Origin of the sequence: Rhodoferax fermentans (assembly GCF_002017865.1) — a bacterium.
Lineage (GTDB): Bacteria > Pseudomonadota > Gammaproteobacteria > Burkholderiales > Burkholderiaceae_C > Rhodoferax > Rhodoferax fermentans.
Genome location: NZ_MTJN01000002.1, coordinates 1,194,967 through 1,220,498, shown reverse-complemented (window position 1 = coordinate 1,220,498; position 25,532 = coordinate 1,194,967). Strand labels below are relative to the sequence as shown.

The window sequence follows — 25,532 nt, the reverse complement described above, 5'->3', positions numbered from 1 at the left end:
CTGCGGGACGGCAAGCCGACGCCCAGGCTATTTTTTCAACGCTTTGATGATGTCCGCTGTGCTGCTGGCGGCTGTAGCCCGGCCATCACAAGCGGCCTGACGGGCGAACACCCAGGCGTGTTTGGACGGCAGGTTGTCGGTAAACACGCGCCACTTCGGCTCGGTCACTGTCGACCACACGCCCTTGTCATTGGCGCGTGCGTAGGTTTTGACTTCGCCGGTGCCGCAGCGGATGCCCTCGAACATCGCGTTGACCGACCCGCTGGTATTGCGTGTCACCACCACATAACGCACGATGCCGTCCACCCCGATGCTCAGTGTGCCCGGGTCGATGCCAAATTTCACAGACACATAGGGCGGCATGTCGAGCGGCAGCAGTTTGTCCGTGCTGAACGCAGGCGGTGACGGGGCATCAAGCTCTTTCCACTCAGGGTCGTCTGGTGCGACCTGGGCCTGGAGGCGGGTGCTCAGGGTTAGGGCAAAGAGCCCCAGCAGGGCGGGCGCGCACCAGCGCGCGACGCGATTTTTGTCAAACATGTTCATTTCCAGTTTGTGAATCGGGTTCCCAGCTTGCGTTCGGCGGCAAGTCCAAGGGGCCGTTGCACGAATCTTCGCCGACGGACTCCGCCGTGGGCGGCCGAATGCCCTGACGTAAAAAACGGTTGCGGTGTTCGTTGCGCGGAAGATAACGCGCCAGCTCGGTCAGGGCAGTGACATACACCTCGCGTTTGAACTCGACCACGGCATCCAGTGGAACCCAGTAGTCGTTCCAGCGCCAAGCATCAAACTCCGGGTGGTCGGTGGCACGCAGGTTCAAATCCCAGTCGTGGCCCACCAGCTGCAGCAGAAACCAGATCTGTTTTTGGCCCTTGTAGAAGCCGCGTGAATCGCGGCGGATAAAACGGTCTGGCACCTCATAGCGCAACCAGTCACGGGTGCGGGCCACAATACGAACATGCTCGCGTTGCAACCCGATTTCTTCGTGCAGCTCCCGAATCATGGCCTGCTCAGGGGTTTCCCCCCGATCAATGCCCCCCTGCGGAAACTGCCAGGAGTGCGTACGGATACGCTTCCCCCAAAACACCTGATTTTTCTGATTGAGCAGGACGATGCCGACGTTCGGCCTAAAGCCGTCTCGGTCAAGCATAATCAAACCCCAAATTTTAAAATTGTGGCCATTATGCACAGCGTTTGCCTAGCATCAAGAGTGGCTACCCTGACATATCGCGAATCGTCCCCATGAAAGCCTCCCAATTCTTTATTTCCACCCTCAAAGAAGCGCCGGCTGATGCCGAAGTGGTCAGCCACAAGCTGATGATGCGCGCAGGCATGATCAAAAAGCTTGGCGCCGGTATCTACACCCTGATGCCGATGGGCCTGCGTGTGGTGCACAAGGTGGAGGCCATCGTGCGTGAAGAAATGAACCGCGCAGGGGCGGTGGAGCTCTCGATGCCAGTGATTCAGCCGGCCGAGCTCTGGCAGGAAACCGGTCGTTTCGAGAAGATGGGGCCGGAGCTGCTGCGTATTGCTGACCGCCATGGCAATGACTTTGTGGTGCAGCCGACCAGCGAAGAGGTCATCACCGACATCGCGCGCCAGGAAATTCGCAGCTACAAACAGTTGCCCAAGAACTTCTACCAGATCCAGACCAAGTTCCGCGACGAGCGTCGTCCGCGATTTGGCCTGATGCGTGGGCGCGAGTTCATCATGAAAGACGCCTACAGCTTTGACCGTGACCAAGTGTCCGCCAAGGCCAGCTACCAGGTCATGGCGCAGGCCTACCGGCGCATTTTTGACCGTTTTGGCTTGACTTACCGCGCGGTGGCCGCCGACAGTGGCGCCATCGGTGGGGACTTGAGTGAAGAATTCCAGGTGATTGCCGCCACCGGTGAAGACGCCATCGTGTATTGCCCCAACAGCGATTACGCCGCCAACATGGAAAAGGCCGAGGCGCTGGCACCGGCTGGCCCGCGTCCGGCCGCCTCGCAGGCTTTGACCAAGACACCGACACCAGGCAAAAGCACCTGTGCCGATGTGGCCGAGTTGCTGGGTGTGCCGTTGCAGACCACGGTCAAATCGCTGGTGTTGGCCACCGACACGCTCAATGAGACTGGCGAAGTGATCAAGACCCAGGTCTGGCTGCTGCTGCTGCGGGGTGACCACGACATGAACGAGGTCAAGGTCGGCAAGCTGCCGGGCCTGTCGGCCTTCCGTTTTGCCACGGTGCCCGAGATTGAAGCCCACTTTGGCTGCAAACCCGGTTACCTGGGGCCACTGAATCTGCTGCAACCGGTGAAACTGGTGGTGGATCGCGAGGTGGCGGTGATGGCCGATTGGATCTGTGGCGCGAACGAAGCCGACTTCCACATCACCGGCGTGAACTGGGGTCGGGACCTGCCTGAGCCCGACATGGTGGCTGATCTGCGCAATGTGGTGGCGGGTGACGCCTCACCCGACGGCCAAGGTCCGCTGGCGATTGAGCGCGGCATTGAGGTGGGCCATGTGTTCTACCTCGGTACCAAATACAGCCAGGCGATGAAAGCCACTTTCCTCGACCAGAACGGCAAGCCGCAACTGATGGAAATGGGTTGTTACGGCATTGGCATCACGCGCCTGCCCGCAGCGGCCATCGAGCAGAACCATGACGAGCGCGGCATCATCTGGCCCGACGCCCTGGCGCCGTTCACGGTGGTGATCTGCCCGATCAACGCCGACCGATCCCCTGAGGTTAAGGCGGCGTCCGAGTCGCTGTACGCTGAGTTGCTGGCGGCAGGGGTGGACGTGCTGCTCGATGACCGGGGTGAACGCCCAGGCGCGATGTTTGCCGACTGGGAACTCATTGGTGTGCCACACCGCGTCAACATCGGTGACCGCGCCCTCAAGGAAGGCAATGTGGAGTACCAGCACCGCCGTGATGCCGCTGCCACTGCGGTGCCACTGGCGGAGGTTGCCGCGTTGCTGATCGCCAAGCTCAAGGTGTGACGGGGTCGACATGGCGCTTGGACAAGCGGGTGGGTGCCTGGCGGTCTGATGCTGATGGGCGTTGACCACCCGGTGCTGCCCGGTCGACGGCAGCTTGTTAAGACGGTTTTAGGTGCCTGGCCTTTGTCCATTGGGTTTGGATTGCTCATTATTCAAGAGCAATCCTGGGCCGGCAACCAGGCCGAAGAGCCGCTGATGGATTCGGTGCGCACCGCGCTGAGTTCGGCCGTGACCAACCATGCACCGCCGGTGCCCGAGTTCGTGGACACCGAATCGCGCCTGGACTACTTGCGTTGGCTCGGCACCATGAGTGAACGGCTCAAGAAGAAAAAAACGGATTTCGAGACCCGCAAGGAATTTCTACAAACCGTCTGGTACGAGAGCAAACGCGCTGGCCTGGATGTGGCGCTGGTGCTGGGTCTGATCCAGGTGGAGAGCAACTTCCGCAAATTTGCGGTGAGCAGTGCGGGCGCGCGTGGCTACATGCAGGTGATGCCGTTCTGGACCCGTTTGCTGGGGGATGGTGATGCTGGCAAGTTATTCCACATGCAGACCAACCTGCGTTTTGGCTGCGTGATTTTGCGCCACTACCTCGACCGCGAGAACGGCAACCTGTTTATGGCGCTGGGGCGTTACAACGGCTCGCGTGGCAAGTCGCCCTACCCGGACGCCGTGCTCGGCGCGCGGCGTCTGTGGGAGCACTGAGCAGGCTGGCCTGACTCAGGCCGGTTTGCCCAGCAAGGTCTGCAGCTCGCCGCTCTCGAACATCTCCATCATGATGTCGGAGCCGCCGATGAACTCACCCTTGATGTAGAGCTGCGGAATGGTCGGCCAGTTGCTGTAACCCTTGATGCCTTCGCGGATCTCGGCGTCCTCAAGCACGTTGACGGTGGTGATGGCCTTGGGTTCCACACCACAGGCCTTGAGGACCTGTATCGCGCGACCTGAAAAACCACACTGGGGAAAACTGGCGGTGCCCTTCATGAACAGCAGGATGTCGTTGTGCTTGACCAGTTCGTCAATGCGTTGTTGGGTGTCGCTCATGGGGTGGTGTCCTCGGAAAAGAATGGGCGCAATTATTTCACTTTCAACCAGGCGGCCAGGCCGGATAACCCTGATACGCGCGGGGTCTGTGGCTCAGTAGTGCGGTGGCAGCTCATCACGCAGGCTGCGTGGCGTGGCCGCACCTTCCGCTGGCGCCTGCTGGCGCAGCCATTGCAGCTCTTGTGTCAGGCGATCAATCTGATCTTGCTGGCGGATGATGATCTGGTCGAGTTTGTCGAGCAGGTCCTCAGAAAAGCTGGCCTTGATCTCCAGATTGGTCAGGCGGTCGCTGACATCGGCGGGCAGGGCGGGGGTGGTGGTTGGCATGGTGTTGGTTCAAAGAGGGTTGGTACAGCCAAACGGCACAAGTCACCCATTGTCCAACAGTGCACCTGTTACATGGTTCAACCCAGGGCAACAGGCATGTCACTCGTGTGGAGGCGGCCTCAATCCAGGGCGTTGATTTTCTCGATCAAAAAGCTGCGCAGCGCCAACACCGGTGGTCGCAGCTGACTGCGGTCGGGGCAGGCCATGTAAAGCGGTGCAGGTTCACCCTGCCAGTCTTCGCACAAAGCGATCAGGGTTCCCTGCTTCAGGTCCTGGTGCACATCCAGGCGCGATTTGTAGGCGATGCCCGCGCCCATGCGCGCCAGATGCCGGACCGCGTCACCGTCGTCACATTGGATGGCCCCAGTGACCCGCACGGTGAGCTTGGTCTGGTCGCGCACAAACTGCCAGTTGTCGTGGTTGCGGTCACTCAGCATAAAACTCAGGCAGTTGTGCTGTTTGAGGTCCTTGGGCTCCTGCGGGCGCCCGTGTTGCGCCAGATAGGCGGGTGAGGCGCACAAGACGCGCTGGTTGTGCGGTGCGATGGGCAGCGCCACCAGGCTTGAATCCTTGGGTTCACCATAACGCAGTGCCACATCGACCTGTTCGCGGTAGACCTCGGCGATCCGGTCCGAGATCTGCAGCCCCAGGCTCACCTCAGGATGACGTCCTCGAAACGCATGTAACCAGGTCAACACCTGGTTGCGCCCCAGATCCGAAGGCAGCGAGAGCTGGATGCGCCCGCGCATCACCTGGCGCCCGGCCTGCAGTCTTTCGCGCGCCAGTTCGATCCGCGCCAGGCCCTCCTCACACTCGGCCAGAAAGGCCAGCGCCTGCGCACTGGGGCGCAGGCTGCGGGTAGAGCGCACAAACAGCTTGATGCCCAGCTCGGCTTCCAGCCGTTTGACCAGCGCGCTGCCTGCGGCCGGCGAGATACCGGTGGCCCGCGCTGCTTCTGACAGGCTGGTCGCGCGCCCGGCACGCACCAGGAATTGGAGGTCTTGCAGGGCGATCATTTTCAAATGCTGGTTGAAACAGTTCCAATGGCAAAGCGCTTTATTGTCAGGTGTTTCGCTGTCACAGTCGACAGCTTGTTCCCAAACCCATGGAGTCTCCTTTGAAAGCGATTGTTTATCACCAGCATGGTCTGCCCATCAGCGACCCACAAGCCCTGTTCGAGACAGATTTGCCCGTTCCCCAGCCCGGCCCGCGTGACCTGTTGGTCAAGATCCACGCGGTGGCCGTCAACCCGGTGGACACCAAGCTGCGCCGCAACGTCCCCACGCCAGAGCCGCGTGTGCTGGGCTGGGATGCTGTGGGCACGGTGGAGTCGGTGGGTGCCGATGTCAGCTTGTTCCAACCAGGGGACGAGATCTTTTACGCCGGTGTGATTGACCGCCCGGGCTCGTATGCCGAGTACAACCTGGTGGACGAACGCATCGTGGGCCATAAACCGCGCTCCATCAGCCAGGCCGAGGCCGCTGCTTTGCCGCTGACCGCGATCACCGCTTGGGAAATGTTGTTTGACCGACTGGGTGTGCCCGAGGGCGGTGGCGCAGGTCAAACCCTGCTGGTGGTGGGCGCCGCCGGCGGTGTGGGCTCGATCCTGGTGCAACTGGCCCGGCAACTCACCCAATTGCGGGTCATCGGCACCGCATCACGGCCAGAAACCCGCGACTGGTTGCTGGGCCTGGGCGCACATATGGTGATCGACCACAGCTTGCCGCTGTTCAACGAGCTCCAACGTTTGGGCATCGAGGAAGTTGATCTGGTCGCCAGCCTGACACATACCGACCAGCACGCCGATCAGATCATCTTGGCCTTGAAACCGCAGGGCAAACTGGCCCTGATCGATGATCCGGCCAAACTGGATGTGATGCCCCTCAAACGCAAATCCATTTCGCTGCACTGGGAGCTGATGTTCACCCGGCCGCTGTTCAAGACCCCCGACATGGTGCGCCAGCACGAACTTCTGGAACGGGTCAGCCAGTTGGTGGACGCCGGCACCCTCAAAACCACGCTGGCGGACCACTTTGGTTTGGTGACTGCGGAGAATCTGCGCCGCGCCCACGCGCTGATCGAGAGTGGCAAGGCGCGCGGCAAGATTGTGCTGGAAGGCTTTTGAGGGGACTTGTCCGCACCGGGTGGTGATGGCTGGCTTGAGTCTTCGGTGCTTGGCCCCTTGGGGCGGATGTGTTCACCCGCTGGGTGATGTATCGCCTGTGATGCGGGTTGACAGTCAAGTGGGTGCCAAGCGGCCGCCGCTGCAGCGCTCAATCCCCGCCAGGTCACAGCGCGACTGGACCTGGCCAAAACCCTCTTGGGTCAGCAGTTGCCGCACGGCGGCAGACTGGTCGTAACCATGTTCCAGCAGCAGCCAGCCGCCAGCTTGCAGATGGGCAGGTGCGGCGCTGATGATCTGGCGCAGGTCATCCAGGCCATCCGTGCCACTGGTCAGTGCCTGAATCGGTTCAAACCTCAAGGCTGCCAGATGCGGGTCTTGGTCGACGATGTAGGGTGGGTTCGAGACAATGGCATCAAACCGGGGCGTGCCAGCGGGCAGGGCAGCCAGCCACGGGCCTTGGTTAAACGTCACTTCCAGTTGCAGGCGTTGTGCATTGGTTTGCGCTACGGCGAGTGCTGTCGGACTCATGTCAGTGGCCCAAACATCCAGTGCCAGGCGTGTGGCTTTGAGTGCCAGCGCAATCGCACCGCTGCCGGTGCCCAGGTCCAGCACACGTGCTGTGGTGTCGGGCAGCAACTCCAGTGCCCAGTCCACCAGGGTTTCGGTGTCGGGGCGCGGCACCAGCACGTCGGGACTGACTTGCAGTTCCAGCCCGTAAAACGCCTTGTAACCGGTCAGGTAGGCCAGCGGCTCCCCGGCCAGACGGCGCTGCACCAGGGTGTTCAGTTCGGCCTGCTTGGCGGAGGGCAGCACATCGGTGTCGTGCGCCATCAACCAGCCGCGCTGGGTGTCTGGCTGGCCCAGCACATGCAACAGCAGCAGCTGGGCGTCCAGCCGATCCAGGCCACGCTGTTGTAACCCGACCAGCGCTTGCGCCAGGGTGGGAGGTGTTTGTGTCATGGGTACTATGTTTTATGGAGCTGCTAGCCCTTGTTGTATAAGGGCTAGAGCAAGATTTTGCATATAAAGCGTCAGCTATTGAGTTCCAGCGCCGCCAGCTGCTCAGCCGCCTCATGGGCCTGCAGCGCGTTCACCACATCGTCCAGATCGCCTTCCATGATGGTCAGCAATTTGTACAGTGTCAGGTTGATGCGGTGGTCGGTCAGGCGGCCTTGCGGGAAGTTATAAGTGCGGATGCGGTCGCTGCGGTCACCGCTGCCGACCAGGCTTTTGCGCTCGGCCGACTCCTTGGCGGCGCGTTCCGAGCGGTCTTTTTCCTGGATGCGGGCGGTCAGCACCTTGAGCGCTTGCGCTTTGTTGCTGTGTTGGCTGCGACCGTCCTGGCATTCGGCTACGATGCCGGTGGGCAGGTGGGTGATGCGCACCGCCGAATCGGTTTTGTTGATGTGCTGGCCACCGGCGCCGCTGGCGCGGTAGGTGTCGATGCGCAGGTCACTCGGGTTGATCTTGATCGCCTCAGCCTCGTCGGGCTCGGCCATCACCGCCACGGTGGCGGCGCTGGTGTGGATGCGACCCTGGGTTTCTGTCACCGGCACACGTTGCACGCGGTGGCCGCCGGACTCGAACTTGAGGGCGCCATAAACATTGTCACCTTCGATGCGCAACACCAGTTCTTTGTAACCGCCGAGTTCACTGGCGGACTCACTCATCACCTCGTGTTTCCAGCCTTTGCGGTCGCAGTAGCGCAGGTACATGCGCGCCAGGTCAGCGGCAAACAGGGCGGACTCGTCACCACCGGTGCCGGCGCGGATTTCCACAAAGGCCGGGCGTGCGTCGTCCGGGTCTTTGGGCAGCAACATGCGTTGCAACTCGGCTTCCAGCTGGGCCAGCTCGGCGTTGGCCGCGTCGATCTCTTCCTGCGCCATGGCCAGCATCTCGGCGTCGTCGGCCGCGTCTTTGAGCATCTCCTGGGCACCTGCTAGGTCGGCTTCACGCTGCTGGTAACGCAACCAGCGGCTGGCAACCGCGGCTACGTCGGTGTGTTCACGCGAGAGCACCAGAAACTGGGCCATGTCGCTCATGATGTCCTGGCGCGAGAGCAAAAATTCAAGCTCACCCAGGCGGTCGGCGTAGCGGGCGAGTTGTTGGCGCAAAAAAGGTTTCATGGGTTTGGGGTCCGATGTCTGTTGGGGTGGCTTGGCCGACGATGGGTCGGCAGCCGTGTGGGGTTGGCGCAAGAGGCCCGCCAAGGCCATGTGGGTCAAGTGCCCGATGCTGGCACGCCTGGGTGCCACCCGGGTGATCCAGGTCAGGACAGCTAACGCTCTTTGCGCAGGAAAAAGTGCTGGACGGCCGCGCTGGCGCGTTCACGTGCGGCCGAATCTCCGGCACGCAGCTCGGCCATGGCGCCGTGCAGCATCTTCTGGGTGATGCCTTTGGACAGGGCTTCGAGCACGCTGTCGATGTCTTCACCCTTGAGCAGCAGTTTGCGGGCGCGTGCCATCTCGGCGTTGCGCCAGGCGTCGGCCTGGGCGTTGAGCGCCTGGATCAGTGGCACCGTGCTGCGCTGGTCAACCCAGTGCAAAAAGCTCTGTACCCCGGCGTCCACAATCGCTTCGGCCTGTGCCACCGCAGCCTGGCGGTTGGCCTGGGCGGTTTGCACCACACCAGCCAGATCGTCCACGGTGTAGAGGTACACGTCTTCGAGCTCCTTGACCTCGATCTCGATGTCACGCGGCACCGCCAGGTCAACCATGAACATCGGGCGGCGGCGGCGTTTTTTCAAAGCGCGTTCGACCGAGCCCAGTCCGATCAGCGGCAGGGTGCTGGCGGTGCAGCTCACCACCGCGTCAAACTCATGCAGGCGGTCCGGCAGGTCGGCCAAGCACATCACCTCGGCGCCAAACTTGCTGGCCAATTCTTCACCGCGCGACAGCGTGCGGTTGGCAATGACCATGCTTTTGGGGTTTTTGGCGGCAAAGTGGGTGGCGCACAGGTCGATCATCTCGCCCGCACCCACAAACAGCACTTTGACCTCGTTGAGGTTTTCAAACAATTGGCTGGCCAAGCGCACGGCGGCGGCGGCCATGCTGATGGAGTGGGCGCCGATCTCGGTGGAGGTGCGCACCTCTTTGGCCACCGCAAACGAGCGCTGGAACATCTGGCTCAGCGTGGTGCCCAACGAGCCTGCGGCCTCGGCAGCCCGCACTGCGTCCTTGATCTGGCCCAGGATCTGGGGTTCACCGAGCACCATCGAGTCCAGCCCGCTGGCCACACGGAAAGCGTGGCGGGCGGCCAAACCGTCGGTCAGGGTGTAGGAATGGGCACGCAACACTTCGGGCGAGACGCCGCCGCTGTGGGCCAGCCAGTCCAGGGTGTGCTGCAGTTGCGGCTGCTCACAGGCGCAATAAATCTCGGTGCGGTTGCAGGTGGAGATCAGGGCCGCCTCGGGCTGGCGGCTCAGAGCGCTGCGCAAAGCGTGTAAGGTGGGGGTGATTTGGTCAACGGCGAACGCAAACCGGCCGCGCAGATCGAGCGGTGCGGTCGTGTGATTGATGCCTAAAGCCCAGACTGCCATGATGGAATTATAAAATCAACTGTATGATTTTCAACAAGTGTCAACTCAAATTGACGAATTGTCTACGCTAATGGGTTTTCTGGCCGCCATCAACCATGTCCTCAACTTTCTTGCGCCCGCGTTGTGGCTGGCGCTGTTGTTGCCGGTGTTTGCCCGCTTTGTGATGGGAGAACGGGCTGTAGCCCGCACGCTATCTTGGCAGATAGCTCTTCATTTTGTAGTGGGTTGCGGCGTGCTGCTGGCCGGCCTGGTGTTGTTTGGGCGAGACGGCAAGATGCTCATCTACCTGGCTTTGGTGCTGGTGCTGGCCAGCACCCAGTGCTTGTTAGCGCGCCGGTGAGAACAGCTCGACCCGGTCGGTGATGATCGCGTCGGTGCCCAAAGTCAGCAGCCTTTGCACGTTGTCGTCGTCGTTGACGGTGTAACTCAGGGTGCGCAGTCCGGCGGTTTTCGCCTGGGCCACGGTGACCACATCCCACAGGCAGTGGTCGCACACAATCGCCACACAACCCAGCCTCAGAGCGGTTTCCAGCCAGCCATCCCACAGGTTTTCCAGCAGCAAACCCCGCGGCAGCTCGGGTTGGGCCTGTAGCGCACCTTCCAGTGCGGGCACCTCGAACGAGGTCAGCAAAGGCGGCACCGCCGCGCCATGCCACAGCCGCGCCGCATGCTGCGCCACCACCTGGCCGGTGTGGTAGTCGGTGCCGGGGGTGGGTTTGATCTCGATGTTCAAGTCAAAACCGTTGTGGCGGCAGTAGCGGGCAATGGCTTCAAAGGTGGGCAGGGGCTCACCCACAAACGCGCGTGAATGCCAGCTGCCCGCATCCAGCAGTGACAGGGTGCTCCAGGGATGCTCACCACCCACGGCGCTCAAGCCGGTGCCCAGCGCTTCGCCCGCGTTGGTGGTGCGGGTCAGGGTGTCGTCGTGCATCAAAAACGGCACACCGTCGGCGCTGAGTTTCACGTCGCACTCAAACATGCGGTAGCCGTGGGCCGCACCGGTGCGGAAGGCGGACAAGGTGTTTTCTGGCGCGAGTTTGCCAGCGCCACGGTGGGCAATCCAGCGAGGGTAAGGCCAGGGGTGGTCGTGTGGGGTGGTTTTCATGCGCCAAGGTCCTTGCGTTTGCCGGTGGCAGCGTCAAAGTGGTGAATTTTTCCGGGCCGGGGTGTCACACACAGAGTTTGCCCCAATTCGGGCGCCGCGCAAGCCTCTTCGGTGCGGACAATCACCAGTTCGTCGGCCTGCCCATGTAACCAGCGGCCATAGGTCAGGCGCTCGGCACCAAGCATTTCGACCGCTTCCACGGTCAGCGCCCAGCCGCTGGGGGTGATGTCCAGATGCTCCGGGCGCACGCCCACAATGGTGTCGGGCGGGGCATCGGGCGCACTCTTGAGCAGGTTCATTGGCGGTGAGCCCATGAACGCGGCAACAAAGGTGCTGGCCGGGCGGTTGTAAACCTCTTCGGGCGTGCCGAATTGCTCCATCACCCCGGCATTCATCACCATCATGCGCTGTGCCAGCGTCATGGCCTCGACCTGGTCGTGGGTGACAAACAGCGAGGTGATGCCGAGTTCGCGGTGTAGTTTTTGGATTTCCAGGCGGGTCTGGGCGCGTAACTTGGCGTCCAGGTTGCTCAAGGGTTCGTCAAACAAAAACACCTGCGGCTGACGCACGATGGCACGGCCCATGGCGACACGCTGGCGCTGCCCACCCGAGAGTTCACGCGGCTTGCGGTTCAAAAACGGGCCAATCTCGAGAATTTTGGCGGCCTTGTCGACCCGAGCCCGGATCTCGTCCTTGGGCACCTTGGCAATCTTCAGGCCATAAGCCATGTTGTCAAACACCGTCATGTGGGGGTACAGAGCGTAGTTCTGGAACACCATGGCGATGTCGCGCTCAGACGGCTCCAGATCGTTGACCACACGGTTGCCAATGGCAATCTCTCCACCGCTGACTTCTTCGAGCCCGGCGACCATACGCAGCAAAGTGGATTTGCCGCAACCCGATGGTCCGACGATGACCACAAATTCGCCATCCGCAATCTCGGCGTTGACGCCGTGGATGACCTGGTTGGCTGATTTGCCTGCGCCGTAGCGCTTGATGATGTTGGTAAGTGTGATCGAGGCCATAGTTGTTGTTTTTGATGGCAGCGCCCGGTTGCGCTGCAAATTCTGGGCTGTGGTGCCAGCCGCTCATTTTTCGGTGTCCACCAGCCCTTTGACAAACCACTTCTGCATCAGAACCACCACCAGGGCTGGCGGCAGCATGGCCAAAACGGCGGTGGCCATGACCACGTTCCACTGCATCTCGGAGTCACCGCCTGAGATCATGCGTTTGATGCCAATCACCACCGGGTACATGTCCTCGCTGGTGGTCACCAGCAGCGGCCACAGGTACTGGTTCCAGCCGTAGATGAACTGGATCACAAACAACGCGGCAATCGAGGTTTTGGACAGCGGCACCAGCACGTCCCAGAAGAACCGCATCGGCCCGGCACCATCCATACGTGCCGCCTCCACCAGTTCTTCGGGTACGGTCAGAAAAAACTGGCGGAACAAAAAGGTGGCGGTGGCCGAGGCAATCAGCGGGATGGTCAGCCCCGCGTAGCTGTTGAGCATGCCCAGATCGGACACCACCTTGTAGGTCGGGCCGATGCGCACCTCCACCGGCAACATCAGGGTGATAAAAATCGCCCAGAAGAAGAACATCCGAAACGGAAAGCGGAAATACACAATGGCAAACGCCGACAGCAGCGAGATGGCAATTTTGCCGAGCGAGATGATCAAGGCGGAGACCAGGCTCACCGTCATCATCTGTCCCACCGGCGCCTTGCCGCCCGAGCCACCGCCAGTGCCGTTGAGCGCTGCGGTGTAGTTCTCGATCAGGTGGCTGCCGGGCAACAGCGGCATCGGGGCCTGCACAATGGCTTGCGAGGTCTGGGTGGACGCCACAAAAGTCAGGTACAGCGGAAACGCCACCACCAGCACACCCAGCACCAGCACCGCATGTGACAGCAGCGTCAAAAAGGGGCGGCGTTCAACCATCAGTAGTTCACTTTCTTCTCAACAAAACGGAATTGAACGACAGTGAGTGCCACCACAATCACCATCAGCACCACCGACTGGGCGGCCGATCCACCCATGTCCATCGCCTTGAAGCCGTCAAAGTACACCTTGTAGACCAGGATCGCGGTGTCTTTGCCCGGGCCGCCCTGGGTGGCGGCATCGATGATGGCAAAGGTGTCAAAAAAGGCGTAGACGATGTTGATCACCAGCAGGAAAAAGGTGGTGGGTGAGAGCAGGGGGAACACCATGGTCCAGAACCGGCGCCAGGGCCGCGCACCGTCAATGGCTGCCGCTTCAATCAAAGACTTGGGGATGCTTTGCAAGCCCGCTAGAAAAAACAGGAAGTTGTAGGAGATCTGTTTCCAGACCGCCGCCATCACCACCAGGGTCATTGCGTGTTGGCTGTTGAGCAGGTGGTTCCAGTCCACGCCCAGCATCTGCAGCCAGTACGACACCACGCCCACACTCGGGGCAAACATGAACAGCCACAACACCCCAGCCACAGCCGGGGCGACCGCGTAGGGCCAGATCAGCAGGGTTTTGTAGATCAGGGCACCTTTGACAATGCGGTCTGCAAACACCGCCAGGCCCAGCGACACACTGATACCCGCCACCGCCACCAGGCTCGAAAAAATGGCGGTGGTGTAAAACGAGGCCAGGTAGGTCTCGTCGTTCCAGAGGTTACGGAAGTTGTCGAGTCCGACAAACTCGACCGAGGTGCCGAATGCATCAGACTGCTGCACCGACTGCAGCAAGGCCTGGGCCGCCGGCCAGAAAAAGAACAGTGCAATCACGGCCACCTGGGGTGCCAGCAACACCCAGGGCAGCCATCGGGAGCGAAAAAAGACGCGCTTGTCCATCGCAGGTCCGTTTCAAAGTCGCGTCATGTTGGTTTGGGCTCGGTGCGCTTACTTCTTGTTGGCTTTTTCGAAACGTTCCAGCAACTCGTTGCCACGTTTAACGATGCCATCCAGGGCCTCTTTGGCGCTCTTCTTGCCACCCCAAACTTGTTCAAGTTCTTCATCCTCGATGGTGCGGATCTGCACATAGTTGCCCAGACGGATGCCGCGTGACTTGTCGGTCACCTTGCGGATCATCTGGGTGGGTGCCACGTCGGTGCCCGGGTTTTCCTTGTAGAAACCCGACTTTTCGGTCAGCTCAAAGGCCGCCGTGGTGATGGGCAGGTAACCGGTGCGTTTGTGGCTGGCGGATTGCACTTCAGGGCTGGAGATGTAGCTGAAGAACTTGGCGATGCCTTTGTATTCTTCTGGTTTTTTACCCGCCATGACCCACAGGCTGGCGCCACCAATCACGGTGTTTTGCGGCGCACCCGGCACATCGGGGTAATAGGGCAGGGGTGCCAGGCCAAAGTTGAACTTGGCGTTTTTCTTCACATTGCCGTAAAAACCGCTGGAGGTGGTGATCATGGCGCATTCACCCGAGACAAAGGTCGCCTCAGGCACGTTGGCACGACCCTTGTAGACAAACAGGCCTTGTTTGGCCATGTTGGCCAGGTTGTCGATGTGGCGCACATGCAGAGGTGAATTCACCTTCATGCGGGCATCCAGACCGCCCAGACCGTTGGACTTGGTGGCGAACTCCACGTTGTGCCAGGCCGAGAAACTCTCGAGCTGGGTCCAGCCTTGCCAGGCCAGTGTCAAGGGGCAGGCGTGACCGCTGGCCTTGAGTTTGGCGGCAGCCAAGGCCACTTCGGGCCAGCTGCTCGGCGCCTTGTTGGGGTCGAGTCCGGCGGCCTTGAACGCATCCTTGTTGTAATAAAACACGGTGGTGGAGCTGTTGAACGGCATGCTCAACATCTCACCACTGGGTGCGGTGTAGTAACCCGCGACGGCGGAAATGTAAGCCTTTGGGTCAAACTTTTGCCCGGCATCCTTCATCACCTTGGCGACCGGCACGATGGCGTTTTTGCTGGCCATCATGGTGGCTGTACCCACCTCAAACACTTGCAAGATCGCTGGTGCGTTGCCTGCGCGAAAGGCGGCAACGGCAGCTGTCATGGACTCATCGTATTGACCTTTGTAGGTCGGGACGATTTTGTAGTCCGATTGGCTGGCGTTGAAGTTTTTGGCCAGATCGTTGACCCATTCACCGTTGACCGCAGTCATCGAATGCCACCATTGGATTTCAGTCACGGCATGGGCCGATACCGCCAGCATGGCCGCCAAAGCCGCCGTTGCAAGTTTTACTTTCATGCGATCTCCTTGAAGTGAAAGGCGGGAGGATAAGTAAGCCAAATGACCATTCGGTGACAAAACGATGGCAACCCGCGTCGTAGTCGATTAGACGCAGATTTGGCAGAGCCGGGCATCAGGGTTTTCTCAGGGGAGGCTGATCCAAGCCTTACTAACCGCCACCGCCGCGCCGCCAGTAGGGCAATGCTGCGCTGCGGTAACATCGCCAACCCAGCCAGAACGCGTCTTTGACCGGGCGCGGCCATGCCGTTTTTGGCGGCCACCACATCACCCATGAACGCTCCCACCCAGCTCAAGTCCTTGTTGCCAGCCAGTGTGATTGCATCGCCTGAGCCGCTGCGCATCCGCGAGATCCCGTACAACTACACCTCGTTTTCCGACCGCGAAATCGTCATCCGCCTGCTCGGTGAGCCAGCCTGGGGCTGGCTGAACCGCCTGCGTGAAGAGCGCCGCACCGGCCGTTCAGCGCGGATGTTGTACGAGGTGCTGGGTGACATCTGGGTGGTGCAGCGCAACCCCTATCTACAAGACGACCTGCTGGACAACCCCAAACGCCGGGTTTTGCTGGTGCAGGCGCTGCAGCACCGGCTCAACGAAATCCAGAAACGCCGCAATGCCCAGTCTGACCCCGAGCGGGATGCCCTGGTGGGCCAGTTGCTGGATTCGGCAGACAAAGCGGTGCGGGCCTTTGATGAGAGTTTTGTCGAAACCGCCAAACTGCGGCGCAAGGCGCAGCGCCTGCTGGTCAAACTCACCGCCAAGGACAACATCAAGTTTGACGGCCTGAGCCGCGTCAGCCATGTGACCGACGCCACCGACTGGCGGGTGGAATACCCGTTTGTGGTGCTGACCCCCGACACTGAGGCCGAAATGGCGCTCCTGGTGCAGGGTTGTATCGAGCTGGGCCTGACCATCATTCCGCGTGGCGGCGGCACCGGTTACACCGGCGGCGCGATTCCGCTGACCTGGAAAAGTGTGGTCATCAACACCGAAAAACTCGAGGCCATGACCGAGGTCGAGATGGTCCAACTGCCCGGGCTGGACCACGCGGTGGCCACCGTCTGGTCCGAGGCCGGTGTGGTGACCGACCGTGTGGCACAGGCGGCCGAGCGTGCCGGTTATGTGTTTGCGGTGGACCCGACCTCGTCCGAGGCCTCGTGTATTGGCGGCAACATCGCCATGAACGCGGGCGGCAAAAAAGCCGTGTTGTGGGGCACCGCGCTGGACAACCTGGCCAGCTGGCGCATGGTGACACCGCAGGCCGAGTGGCTGGAGGTGACCCGTATCAACCACAACATGGGCAAGATCCATGACGTGGACGTGGCCAGCTTTGAGCTGCAGTATTTCAAGGCCGACGGCAAAACCAAGCTGCGTACCGAGCGACTGGACATTCCCGGCAAAACCTTCCGCAAAGAAGGCCTGGGCAAGGACGTGACCGACAAATTTTTGAGCGGCTTGCCCGGCATCCAGAAAGAAGGTTGTGACGGCCTGATCACCAGCGCACGCTGGGTGGTGCACAAGATGCCTGCGCACACTCGCACCGTCTGCCTGGAGTTTTTTGGCAACGCCAAGGACGCGGTGCCCAGCATTGTCGAGATCAAGGACTTCATGTTTGCCGAGCAGAAGCGCAGTGGTGTGTTGCTGGCTGGCCTGGAGCATCTGGACGACCGTTACCTCAAAGCCGTGGGTTATGCCACCAAGTCGAAGAAGGGCGGACAAGCGCAGGCTGGCTCCAGCAGCAGCGTGCCCAAGATGGTCTTGTTTGGTGACATTGCCGGTGACAACGCCGACGACGTGGCCCGTGTCACCAGCGAGGTGGTGCGTATCGCCAACTCCCGCCATGGTGAAGGTTTTATTGCGATCAGCCCCGAAGCGCGCAAGAAGTTCTGGCTGGACCGCAAACGCACCGCAGCCATTTCCAAACACACCAACGCCTTCAAGATCAACGAAGACGTGGTGATCCCGCTGCCGCGCATGGGTGAATACACCGACGGCATCGAGCGCATCAACATCGAGCTGAGCCTGCAGAACAAACTGGCGCTGTGTGACGCGCTGGCCGACTATTTCACGCAAGGCAATCTGAAGCTGGGCCAACTCGATGCCACGAGCGAGGTCTCGGCTGCCGAGATGCTGGAAGACCGCGTGGCCGAAGCGTTGGAACTGCTGACCGAGGTGCGCACCCTGTGGTCGGGTTGGCTGCGCGATGTGGAGCCGCTGTTCACCCAGCTGCAAGACCACTCCCTGCGCGCGAGCTGGAAGACCCAGCTGCGCCAGCCTTTGCAGCAAATTTTCAGCGGCCAGGCGTTTGAGCCCATCCTCAAGGAATGCAGTGCCATCCACCAACGTGTGCTCAAAGGCCGCGTTTGGGTGGCCTTGCACATGCACGCCGGTGACGGCAATGTGCACACCAACATCCCGGTCAACAGCGACGACTACGCCATGTTGCAGGCCGCACACGGCGCCGTCAAACGCATCATGGTGCTGGCGCGCAGCCTGGACGGGGTCATTTCGGGTGAACACGGCATTGGCATCACCAAGCTGGAGTTCCTGAGCGACGCCGAGTTGCAGCCCTTCATCGACTACAAAGCCCAGGTTGACCCCGAGGGGCGTTTCAACAAAGGCAAGTTGCTCCGAAATACAGAGCTGTCGCCCCATATAGAAAAAGGGCTAGAGGCCGATTTCATCTATGCCGACCTGACCAATGCCTACACCCCCAGCTTTGGCCTGATGGGGCACGAGTCGCTGATCATGCAGCAAAGCGACATCGGCGCGATTGCCGACAGTGTCAAAGACTGCCTGCGTTGCGGCAAATGCAAGCCGGTGTGTTCCACCCATGTGCCGCGCGCCAACCTGCTGTACAGCCCGCGCAACAAGATCCTGGCCACCTCGCTGCTGATCGAAGCCTTTTTGTACGAAGAGCAAACCCGCCGCGGTGTCAGCATCAAACACTGGCAAGAGTTTGAGGACGTGGCCGACCACTGCACCGTGTGCCACAAGTGCCTGAGCCCCTGCCCGGTGAAGATCGACTTTGGCGATGTGTCGATGGCCATGCGCAACCTGCTGCGCAAAATGGGCAAAAAGAGCTTCCGCCCGGCCGGTGCCGCAGCGATGTTCATGCTCAACGCCACCAACCCCGAGACCATCAAGCTGGCGCGCTCGGTCATGGTCAACCTGGCGATTCGCGGCCAGCGTTTTGCCGCCGATGTGCTCAAGCTGGCGGGCCGCAAACAAAGCAAGGCGCCACCCGCCACCCTGGGCACCGCGCCGATCAAGGAACAGGTGATCCACTTCGTCAACAAGAAGTTACCCGGCGGTCTGCCCAAACGCACTGCGCGTGCTTTGCTGGACATCGAAGACAAAGACTACGTGCCGATCATCCGCAACCCGCAGACGACCACGGCCGAGACCGAGGCGGTGTTCTACTTCCCTGGCTGCGGCTCCGAGCGCCTGTTCAGCCAGGTCGGCCTTGCCACGCAAGCCATGTTGTGGCATGCCGGGGTGCAGACCGTGCTACCGCCGGGTTATTTGTGCTGTGGTTACCCGCAGCGTGGTGGCGGCGACAACGACCGTGCCGAGAAGATGATCACCGACAACCGCGTGTTGTTCCACCGGGTGGCCAACACCCTCAACTACCTCGACATCAAAACCGTGGTGGTGAGCTGCGGCACCTGTTACGACCAGCTGCAGGGTTACGAGTTTGACAAGATCTTCCCAGGCAGCCGCATCATCGACATCCATGAGTATTTGCTCGAAAAAGGCATCACCCTGGACAAGGCCGGTGCTTTCCTGTTCCACGACCCCTGCCACAGCCCGATGAAGCTGCAGGATCCGCTCAAAACCGTCAAGGCGTTGCTGGGTGACCAGGTGCTGCTGTCGGACCGCTGTTGTGGCGAGTCGGGCACGCTGGCGCTGAACCGGCCCGACATCTCGACCCAGGTGCGTTTCCGCAAGGAAGAAGAAATCCGCAAGGGCGAGGCCCAGCTGCGCCAACAGGCCGGTGTGGGTGCCAAAGACAACCTCAAGATTCTGACCAGCTGCCCGGCCTGCCTGCAAGGCCTGAACCGTTATGGCGAAGACCTGCAGAACGGCCTGCTGGAGGCCGACTACATCGTGGTCGAAATGGCCAAACAGATCCTGGGCGAGCAGTGGATGCCCGACTACGTCAAGCTGGCCAATGGCGGCGGCATCGAGCGGGTGCTGGTGTAAGCAGCTGGCAACCCTACAGACACACACAAGGAAACATCCCATGGCCGGTTTGCAAGCAGGTAGCCCTACCCCAGAAGACATCACGGTGCACAACGCCTCGCGCGTGCTGGAGATCAGCTTCTCGGACGGCGCCAGTTTTCGCATCCCGTTTGAGCTGCTGCGAGTGTGTTCGCCATCGGCCGAAGTCCAAGGCCACGGACCGGGTCAGGAAACCGTACAGACCGGCAAACGCCACGTTGATCTGGTCGCTATCGAGCCGGTTGGCAACTACGCGGTGCAACCCACGTTTTCAGACGGCCACAACACCGGCCTGTACACCTGGGACTACCTGTACCTGCTGGGTTCGCAGCAGGACAAGCTGTGGCAGGACTACTTTGCCCAGCTCGAAGCTGCCGGCGTCAAGCGTGACGACCCGATGCCCGAGAAAGCGGGCGGGCACTGCGCCAGTCATTGAGGGGTGTTGACCGGTTTGGGCGGCAGCGCGCTGACCATGGGTGGGTGATTGTCAATGTCATGGGAGATGGACCATGCTCTTGCTGAGACTGATGGCATGCACGGTGATGGCGGCACTGGGTGTGACGATGTCATCCGTGGCCGACACGTTGGGCCCCAAGCCTGCTTACATCTCGGGTGGCCTGAGCACGGTGCCCAATGAACAAGCCATCCGCAGGACCCTTTGGGCACCTGGCCTGGACGACGGTTATGTGCCTCAGGGGCTCACATCGCTTGTTGATACGGTGCTGGTTTCGGGCTACAACAGCACAGACCCCAAGGTCAACCACGGCCCGTGCAGGGTGTTCAGTGTCTCAACCAAGGATGGGGTACCCACGGGCTACTTCGATTTGCCGCCAGACTGCGGTCATGCGGGTGGCCTGGTCATGCTTGGCGGCGGCTTGTTGGTTGTGTCAGACACCCGAGCGCTTTACAAGATTGATCTGGCGCGGGCTCTGGCGACACAACACACCAAGGATGCATTGGTCTCGGTCGTCAAGCTGGCGGGCGCGTTAAAGGGCTCGTTTGTCGACTTTGATGGCACGGATTTGTGGATCGGCTCTTCTGAAAAGGAGGCAGCCAAAGCGAAAGCGCATCGACTGAGCCTCGGCATTTTTGACCAGTTCAACGGCAAAGCCGCGATCAGGGAAGATCAGGCGCTCGCCACGATTCCGATTCCCACCGAAGCCAATGGCATGGCATGTGATGCCGCCGGATCGCTCTGGGTGGCAAGCAGCAACAGCAAATACGGCGCCCTGTACCAACTCGATGCCAAGACCGGAGATATCAAGTCCCGGTTTGACATGGTCATCGGGATCGAGGACCTGGGCTTCGACGCGGATGGCAAGTTATGGGCCGTCTCCGAAGCGGGCTCTCGCCGCTGGTCAAAGTGGTCAGCAAGCTATCCCGTCATATTTCAGATGGATGTTGCGGCATTGAAATAGCCTTCCTCGCGTCAACGAGAGTGATGGACGGTACCCGCTAAACAGTCTCTTGAATAGAACAGGCGGGCTAGACTCAATCCCCGAGTCCGAGTGACAAAAGCTGTCGCAGGCCTATCTGGATTGGCCGTTGTAGCGGGTTGAATACCATGGATCATTTGAGAGTTGCCGGAGGTTAAACAAGTGAGCGCACTGGAAGAGCAAGGGCACGTTTGGCTTTTAAAGGCTGAAGCGAGCACCCTCCAAGAATTTAAATCCGCCCTGCAGGATGCCTTCCGCGTGGCGGCAGAAGGTGATCTTGGGCACCCACTTGACGAGCCAATTCCCTCTGACGAGGATATTGAACAATCATTCAACACTGCGGGAGCTGTTACTTATTGGGTCATGGCGGGCGCAGAACGTGCAGGCGGCGCCGTTGTCGTGATCGACCAAGTGAGCGGCCGAAATACATTGTCTTTCTTCTTCATCGCGACCCGGCAACAGAGTCGAGGTTTAGGGCTAGAAGCCTGGAAAGCCATTGAAAGAGAGTTTCCTCTTACCAAAGTCTGGGAAACGGTTACGCCCTATTTTGAGAAAAGAAATATCCACTTCTACGTCAACAGGTGTGGCTTCAAGATTGTCGATTTTTACAACAAATACCATCCCGACCCTCATCAGCATTCAGGGCGAAATCATCAGGAAGATGATGACGATGAAATGTTTGGGTTTGAGAAAATCATGGTGTAAATACCACCGCCATTTTTGGGTGTTATGGAAGGTATTCCTGACTGACGTCACAAGCCCCGTGTTCCCAGCCGGTGGCCGTTCTTTGCTTGTCCAATGCCAACCACGCCGCCCGCGTGGTACCACCTGTTTCACAAGTCTTTTTGCCTTCCAGCCCTTATGTCATAAGGGCTGGAAGCTATGTTATTTGAGTAACCTTGCCAAGCTCACGGCGAGTTGTTCGACAGCTTGGCCAGACAGGATGACTCCGCTGGGGAGCCACCAAGGCCGCACAGGCAGATCAGGCCAAACTCAAACGCGGCGCCGCCAGTCGGCTCGCATGCAACCAGGCGCGGCGCAACACCGCCGGGGACTTGGTTTCTTCGGGGATCAGCAGGTAGTTGTGGGCGCGCATGGCTGTCCCTAGCCGAACGCGGCTGGTCACCACTGCCATTGGGATGGCCAGCAACAGCGGCAGGCCCACCGGCAGCAGCCAGACCAGGGCGCGCGGGTCGATCATGGCCACGCCAATGGCCAGCGCCAGCACCATCAGGCTCATGGGTGCAAGTTGCGCTAGCGCATGGCGCCACGGCACGGCGGCTGCCTCGCGTGGGGGCGATTTCCATTCGAGCTTGAGGCCGGTGACGGCCACCGCCACAAACAGCGAATGCGCCAGCATACGTACCGGGGCTTGCAGCAGTGCAATCACGGTTTCCAGCAAGGCGCTGCGCAGCAGGCTACCGGTGCCGCCAAAGGCGTGTTGTTGGCCCTTGAGCAGAACGGCGGTGATGCCCAGCACCCGTGGCAAAAACAGCATACACAGCGTCCAGGCCCACAGCGCCATCAGTTCACCGGGCAGCTGCAGCCAGTCGGCCACCATGGGGGAGCCCGACAACCACAGCGCGGTGCCCAGGGTCATGAAGCTCAGCCACAAAGGGGCTGACAAATACGCCATGGCGCCGGTGGCGAACATCGAGCGGTGCACCGGGTGGATACCTGGCTCGGCGATCAGGCGCGAGTTTTGCAGGTTGCCCTGGCACCAGCGGCGGTCGCGTTGCAACTCGGCCAGCAGATCTGGCGGTTGTTGTTCGTAGCTGCCTACCAGGTCACCCACCAGCCAGACGTGGTAACCGGCGCGGCGCATCAGCGCGGCTTCCACAAAGTCGTGCGACATGATGCTGCCCGACATGCCGCCGGTACCAGGAATACGCGCCAGCGCGCAGTGTTCCATGAAGGGTGCAATGCGGATGATGGCGTTGTGGCCCCAGTAATGTGACTCGCCCATTTGCCAGTACTGCATGCCCAGCGTGAACAAGCGACCTGTCACGCGTGAGGCAAATTGTTGCGCCCGTGCGTGCAGGGTGACGTGGCCGATGGCTTGGGTGGCGGTCTGGATGATGCCCGCCGTGGGGTGGGCTTCCATCAGCTTGACCATGGAGACCAGGCAGTCGCCACTCATCACACTGTCGGCGTCCAGCACCACCATGTAGCGGTAATCCTTGCCCCAGCGGCGGCAAAAATCGGCCACGTTGCCGGCCTTGCGGTCGCTGCGGCGTTTGCGCAGGCGGTAATAGACCTCGACGTGGGGCCGGTCGGGCTGGTTGGCCAGCTGGCTGCGCAGTTCTTCCCAGGCGGCACGTTCGGCTTTCTGGATGGCCGGGTCGTTGCTGTCGGACAGCACAAACACGTCAAAGGGTTTGACATGCGTTGTCAAAGCGACCGACTCACAGGTGGCGCGCAATCCAGCAAACACGGTGGACACATCTTCATTACAAATCGGCATGATGATGGCGGTGCGGGCGGTCGCGTCCAGTCTGTGGTGCTGCACCTGTTTGGCCGACAGGCTGTGGCGGTCACCGCGCAGCATCACGTAAAACCCCATCATCGCGGTCATGAAACCGGTCACCACCCAGGCCGACAACAGGCCAAACAGCGTGGCCTGCCCGTATTGCCAGAAGGCGTTGTCGTAGTCGGGTTGCATGTCGGTGAACAGGGTGGTGGCCAGCACCGTGCTGATCACGGTCAGCAGCACAAACACCATGCGACGGCGTTGGGCAGCAAGCTGCCAGGGTTGCAGCGCTGTCGCCTTCGACGTGGCTGGCTCAGTTTGGGCCGCCGCACCACCAGTCAACTTCAGCAAGGACTGCAAGGCCACACTGGCCAGGCTGTTCCAGAAACCACGCCACGGGCGCGGCACCATCGAGCCGCGATGGATTGGCGGCGCGGTGACGGCGTTGGGGTGCCGCACCTCGCGCAGGGTGCTGCGTGGGCTGGCTGCGCTCACGGTGTGATCAGATTGGTCCATGTTTCGCTCAGTGTTTGTTGGTTGTGTTGCAGAAAGGCGCGCAGTTCAACCGGCAAGGCCGGGTTGAGCCGCTGCACACGCAGGGTCATGCGCCAGGCGCCGGTGACCGGGTTTTTGTAGGCCAGGCTTTCAATCACCCGGCCATTGGCATTGGTGCTGGCCATGGCCTGCACGGGCGCGCCCTCGGGCAAGGCGTCCAGGGCTGGGCCGGCAAAATCCAGCACAAACTGGTGCTGGTCCTGCACCTCGGCACCAGGCCGCAGGTAACCCGTGCCACGGCGTGATTGCGTCACCCAGCCATTGGGCGGCAGCTGCTGGTTTTGGCCCTGCCAGTGGATCGTGTAGGCAAAATCTATCGACTGGCCTGGCTGGGGCATGTTGGCGGGTACCCAGTAGGCGGCCACGTTGTCGTGGGTTTCATCGGGAATGCCAAATTGCAGCAGCTCCACCCGGCCCGGGCCCCAGTCGCCCAGCGGCGTGACCCAGGCGCTGGGGCGCAGCTCATAACGCGCTTCGGTGTCTTCATAGTTGTGGAAGGCACGGTCGCGCTGCATCAGGCCAAAACCTTTCAGGCTCTTCATGCTGAACGAGGTGGTGATCGCCGCGCCTGGGTTCTGCAGCGGCCGCCACAACCATTCACCCTCGCCAGTGGCGATCATCAAGCCGTCGGAGTCGTGCACTTCGGGGCGGAAGTCTTCTTTGCGAGGCTGGTTTTCACCAAAGAAGAACATGCTGGTCAGGGGTGCCAGGCCCAGGGTGGCCACGGGTTTGTCGGTGGCACGCATGAAAACGCGGGCATGGACTTCGGTGACGGTTTGCTCACCCGGAGTGATGTCAAAGCGGTAGGCACCCGTCATGCGGGCTGAATCCATCAGCGCATAGATGGTGAGTTGTTTGGCGCCGTTGGTCGGCTTTTCGAGCCAGAACTCTGTAAAGCGCGGAAACTCTTCTGGCGCAGCGCCCGAGGTGTCCACTGCCAGCCCGCGTGCGGACAGGCCATAACGTTGCCCGGCACCCAGCGCCCGGAAGTAGCTGGCGCCAGAGAAAACGACCAGCTCGTCCTTGTGCTCGGCCGTGTTCAGGTTGCTGAAGGTGCGCAGGCCGCCAAAGCCGAGGTCACCCCAGGTCTGCGGCGACAGCTTGTTTTGCCCGTAGTTGAAGTCTGCCGGGTTGTACGGAATCGGCTTGACACCCTGCGCGGTGATCTCGTTGAGGCGAACGATGTCGCTGAGTCGGCCCACATGGAAAAAATTGGCCTCATACGGCAGCTTGTCGGCACGCCACAAGTTGCGGTCCGGGTTGAAGCGGATGTCGCGGTAACCGTCGTAGTCCAGATTGGCCAGCTCGCTGGGCATGGCCTGCTTGGCCGGTTTGAAGGGCGCTTGAGCCTGCGTGCGGGCCAGTGCCGCCACGTCGTCCAGACCCCAGGCTTGGGCCTGATCAGCGGCCAGAGTCAGCAGACCGGCAACCAGAAGGGCCACAAACTGGGTCGAAACGGCGGCTGTACGACGCTGAAAAGAAGGGTGAAAAAAGGATGGCATGCCACCCCTAGTGCAAACCCTATGCCAGTCTATAAAAGACGAATGAAATC

At 60.8% G+C, this 25,532-nt stretch carries 22 protein-coding genes and 1 pseudogene; 8 read left to right on the top strand and 15 right to left on the bottom strand.

The annotated features are described in order from the left end of the window. Positions 1–27 precede the first annotated feature (27 nt). Complete coding sequence (locus RF819_RS05930) at positions 28–537, bottom strand: CNP1-like family protein (protein WP_078366796.1); 510 nt, start codon at positions 535–537, stop codon at positions 28–30. Between the two features lie 87 nt (positions 538–624). Further along, positions 625–1,147, bottom strand: a pseudogene (locus tag RF819_RS05925) (RNA pyrophosphohydrolase); the annotation flags it as partial. Between the two features lie 92 nt (positions 1,148–1,239). On the opposite strand from RF819_RS05925, the gene RF819_RS05920 reads away from it, so the two are divergent. Beyond that, positions 1,240–2,982, top strand: a complete 1,743-nt coding sequence (locus RF819_RS05920; protein ID WP_078364118.1) for a proline--tRNA ligase — start codon at positions 1,240–1,242, stop codon at positions 2,980–2,982. 195 nt (positions 2,983–3,177) lie between these two features. Then, on the top strand, positions 3,178–3,687 hold the full coding sequence (locus RF819_RS05915; protein WP_242472919.1) for a lytic transglycosylase domain-containing protein: 510 nt from the start codon (positions 3,178–3,180) through the stop codon (positions 3,685–3,687). 15 nt (positions 3,688–3,702) lie between these two features. On the opposite strand, the gene grxD is transcribed toward RF819_RS05915, so the two are convergent. From grxD to RF819_RS05900, 3 genes are all read right to left on the bottom strand, one after another. Next, complete coding sequence (gene grxD / locus RF819_RS05910; RefSeq protein ID WP_078364117.1) at positions 3,703–4,026, bottom strand: Grx4 family monothiol glutaredoxin; 324 nt, start codon at positions 4,024–4,026, stop codon at positions 3,703–3,705. A 93-nt stretch (positions 4,027–4,119) separates the two neighbouring features. After that, positions 4,120–4,353 (bottom strand): SlyX family protein, encoded by a 234-nt coding sequence (locus RF819_RS05905; RefSeq protein WP_078364116.1) that lies wholly within the window; start codon positions 4,351–4,353, stop codon positions 4,120–4,122. A 119-nt stretch (positions 4,354–4,472) separates the two neighbouring features. Next, a complete protein-coding gene (locus RF819_RS05900; RefSeq protein ID WP_078364115.1) occupies positions 4,473–5,369 on the bottom strand; it encodes a LysR family transcriptional regulator in 897 nt (298 codons plus the stop codon). A gap of 101 nt (positions 5,370–5,470) precedes the next feature. Here RF819_RS05900 and RF819_RS05895 point away from each other — a divergent pair, with 101 nt between their 5' ends. Further along, positions 5,471–6,478: a zinc-binding alcohol dehydrogenase family protein gene (locus tag RF819_RS05895; protein ID WP_078364114.1), complete on the top strand. Its 1,008-nt coding sequence runs from the start codon at positions 5,471–5,473 to the stop codon at positions 6,476–6,478. 114 nt (positions 6,479–6,592) lie between these two features. On the opposite strand, the gene prmC is transcribed toward RF819_RS05895, so the two are convergent. From prmC to hemA, 3 genes are all read right to left on the bottom strand, one after another. Continuing rightward, the gene (prmC, locus tag RF819_RS05890) at positions 6,593–7,438 is read right to left on the bottom strand and encodes a peptide chain release factor N(5)-glutamine methyltransferase (RefSeq protein ID WP_078364113.1); all 846 of its coding nucleotides are present in this window, start codon (positions 7,436–7,438) and stop codon (positions 6,593–6,595) included. Positions 7,439–7,509: 71 nt separating this feature from the next. Continuing rightward, entirely contained in the window at positions 7,510–8,604 is a 1,095-nt protein-coding gene (prfA, locus tag RF819_RS05885) for a peptide chain release factor 1 (RefSeq protein WP_078366794.1), read from the bottom strand. 152 nt (positions 8,605–8,756) lie between these two features. Further along, on the bottom strand, positions 8,757–10,016 hold the full coding sequence (hemA, locus tag RF819_RS05880) for a glutamyl-tRNA reductase (protein ID WP_078364112.1): 1,260 nt from the start codon (positions 10,014–10,016) through the stop codon (positions 8,757–8,759). A 58-nt stretch (positions 10,017–10,074) separates the two neighbouring features. On the opposite strand from hemA, the gene RF819_RS05875 reads away from it, so the two are divergent. After that, a complete protein-coding gene (locus RF819_RS05875; RefSeq protein ID WP_420853874.1) occupies positions 10,075–10,356 on the top strand; it encodes a hypothetical protein in 282 nt (93 codons plus the stop codon). On the opposite strand, the gene ugpQ is transcribed toward RF819_RS05875, so the two are convergent. From ugpQ to ugpB, 5 genes are all read right to left on the bottom strand, one after another. Beyond that, positions 10,342–11,121 carry a glycerophosphodiester phosphodiesterase gene (gene ugpQ / locus RF819_RS05870; protein WP_078364110.1) on the bottom strand — a complete coding sequence of 260 codons (780 nt, stop codon included), beginning with the start codon at positions 11,119–11,121 and terminating at the stop codon, positions 10,342–10,344. The genes RF819_RS05875 and ugpQ overlap by 15 nt on opposite strands. Next, a complete protein-coding gene (locus tag RF819_RS05865) occupies positions 11,118–12,146 on the bottom strand; it encodes a sn-glycerol-3-phosphate import ATP-binding protein UgpC (protein WP_078364109.1) in 1,029 nt (342 codons plus the stop codon). Before RF819_RS05865 ends, ugpQ begins: the two co-directional genes overlap by 4 nt. A 63-nt stretch (positions 12,147–12,209) precedes the next feature. Continuing rightward, complete coding sequence (ugpE, locus tag RF819_RS05860) at positions 12,210–13,061, bottom strand: sn-glycerol-3-phosphate ABC transporter permease UgpE (protein ID WP_078364108.1); 852 nt, start codon at positions 13,059–13,061, stop codon at positions 12,210–12,212. Beyond that, entirely contained in the window at positions 13,061–13,942 is an 882-nt protein-coding gene (gene ugpA, locus RF819_RS05855; RefSeq protein WP_078364107.1) for a sn-glycerol-3-phosphate ABC transporter permease UgpA, read from the bottom strand. The genes ugpE and ugpA overlap by 1 nt, the downstream gene beginning before the upstream one ends. A 48-nt stretch (positions 13,943–13,990) precedes the next feature. Further along, entirely contained in the window at positions 13,991–15,295 is a 1,305-nt protein-coding gene (gene ugpB, locus RF819_RS05850; RefSeq protein ID WP_078364106.1) for a sn-glycerol-3-phosphate ABC transporter substrate-binding protein UgpB, read from the bottom strand. A 273-nt stretch (positions 15,296–15,568) separates the two neighbouring features. On the opposite strand from ugpB, the gene RF819_RS05845 reads away from it, so the two are divergent. The 4 genes from RF819_RS05845 to RF819_RS05830 all read left to right on the top strand — a co-directional run bounded on the left by RF819_RS05845 (position 15,569) and on the right by RF819_RS05830 (position 21,660). Then, positions 15,569–19,501: a DUF3683 domain-containing protein gene (locus RF819_RS05845; protein WP_078366793.1), complete on the top strand. Its 3,933-nt coding sequence runs from the start codon at positions 15,569–15,571 to the stop codon at positions 19,499–19,501. 40 nt (positions 19,502–19,541) lie between these two features. Continuing rightward, positions 19,542–19,955, top strand: a complete 414-nt coding sequence (locus RF819_RS05840; protein ID WP_078364105.1) for a gamma-butyrobetaine hydroxylase family protein — start codon at positions 19,542–19,544, stop codon at positions 19,953–19,955. 73 nt (positions 19,956–20,028) lie between these two features. Next, positions 20,029–20,937 (top strand): NHL repeat-containing protein, encoded by a 909-nt coding sequence (locus RF819_RS05835; protein ID WP_078364104.1) that lies wholly within the window; start codon positions 20,029–20,031, stop codon positions 20,935–20,937. Positions 20,938–21,117: 180 nt separating this feature from the next. Continuing rightward, complete coding sequence (locus RF819_RS05830) at positions 21,118–21,660, top strand: GNAT family N-acetyltransferase (protein ID WP_078366792.1); 543 nt, start codon at positions 21,118–21,120, stop codon at positions 21,658–21,660. 277 nt (positions 21,661–21,937) lie between these two features. On the opposite strand, the gene mdoH is transcribed toward RF819_RS05830, so the two are convergent. Together mdoH and RF819_RS05820 are read right to left on the bottom strand one after the other, a co-directional pair. After that, the gene (mdoH, locus tag RF819_RS05825) at positions 21,938–23,941 is read right to left on the bottom strand and encodes a glucans biosynthesis glucosyltransferase MdoH (protein ID WP_078364103.1); all 2,004 of its coding nucleotides are present in this window, start codon (positions 23,939–23,941) and stop codon (positions 21,938–21,940) included. Continuing rightward, positions 23,917–25,482, bottom strand: a complete 1,566-nt coding sequence (locus RF819_RS05820) for a glucan biosynthesis protein G (RefSeq protein WP_078364102.1) — start codon at positions 25,480–25,482, stop codon at positions 23,917–23,919. The genes mdoH and RF819_RS05820 overlap by 25 nt, the downstream gene beginning before the upstream one ends. Positions 25,483–25,532 lie beyond the last annotated feature (50 nt).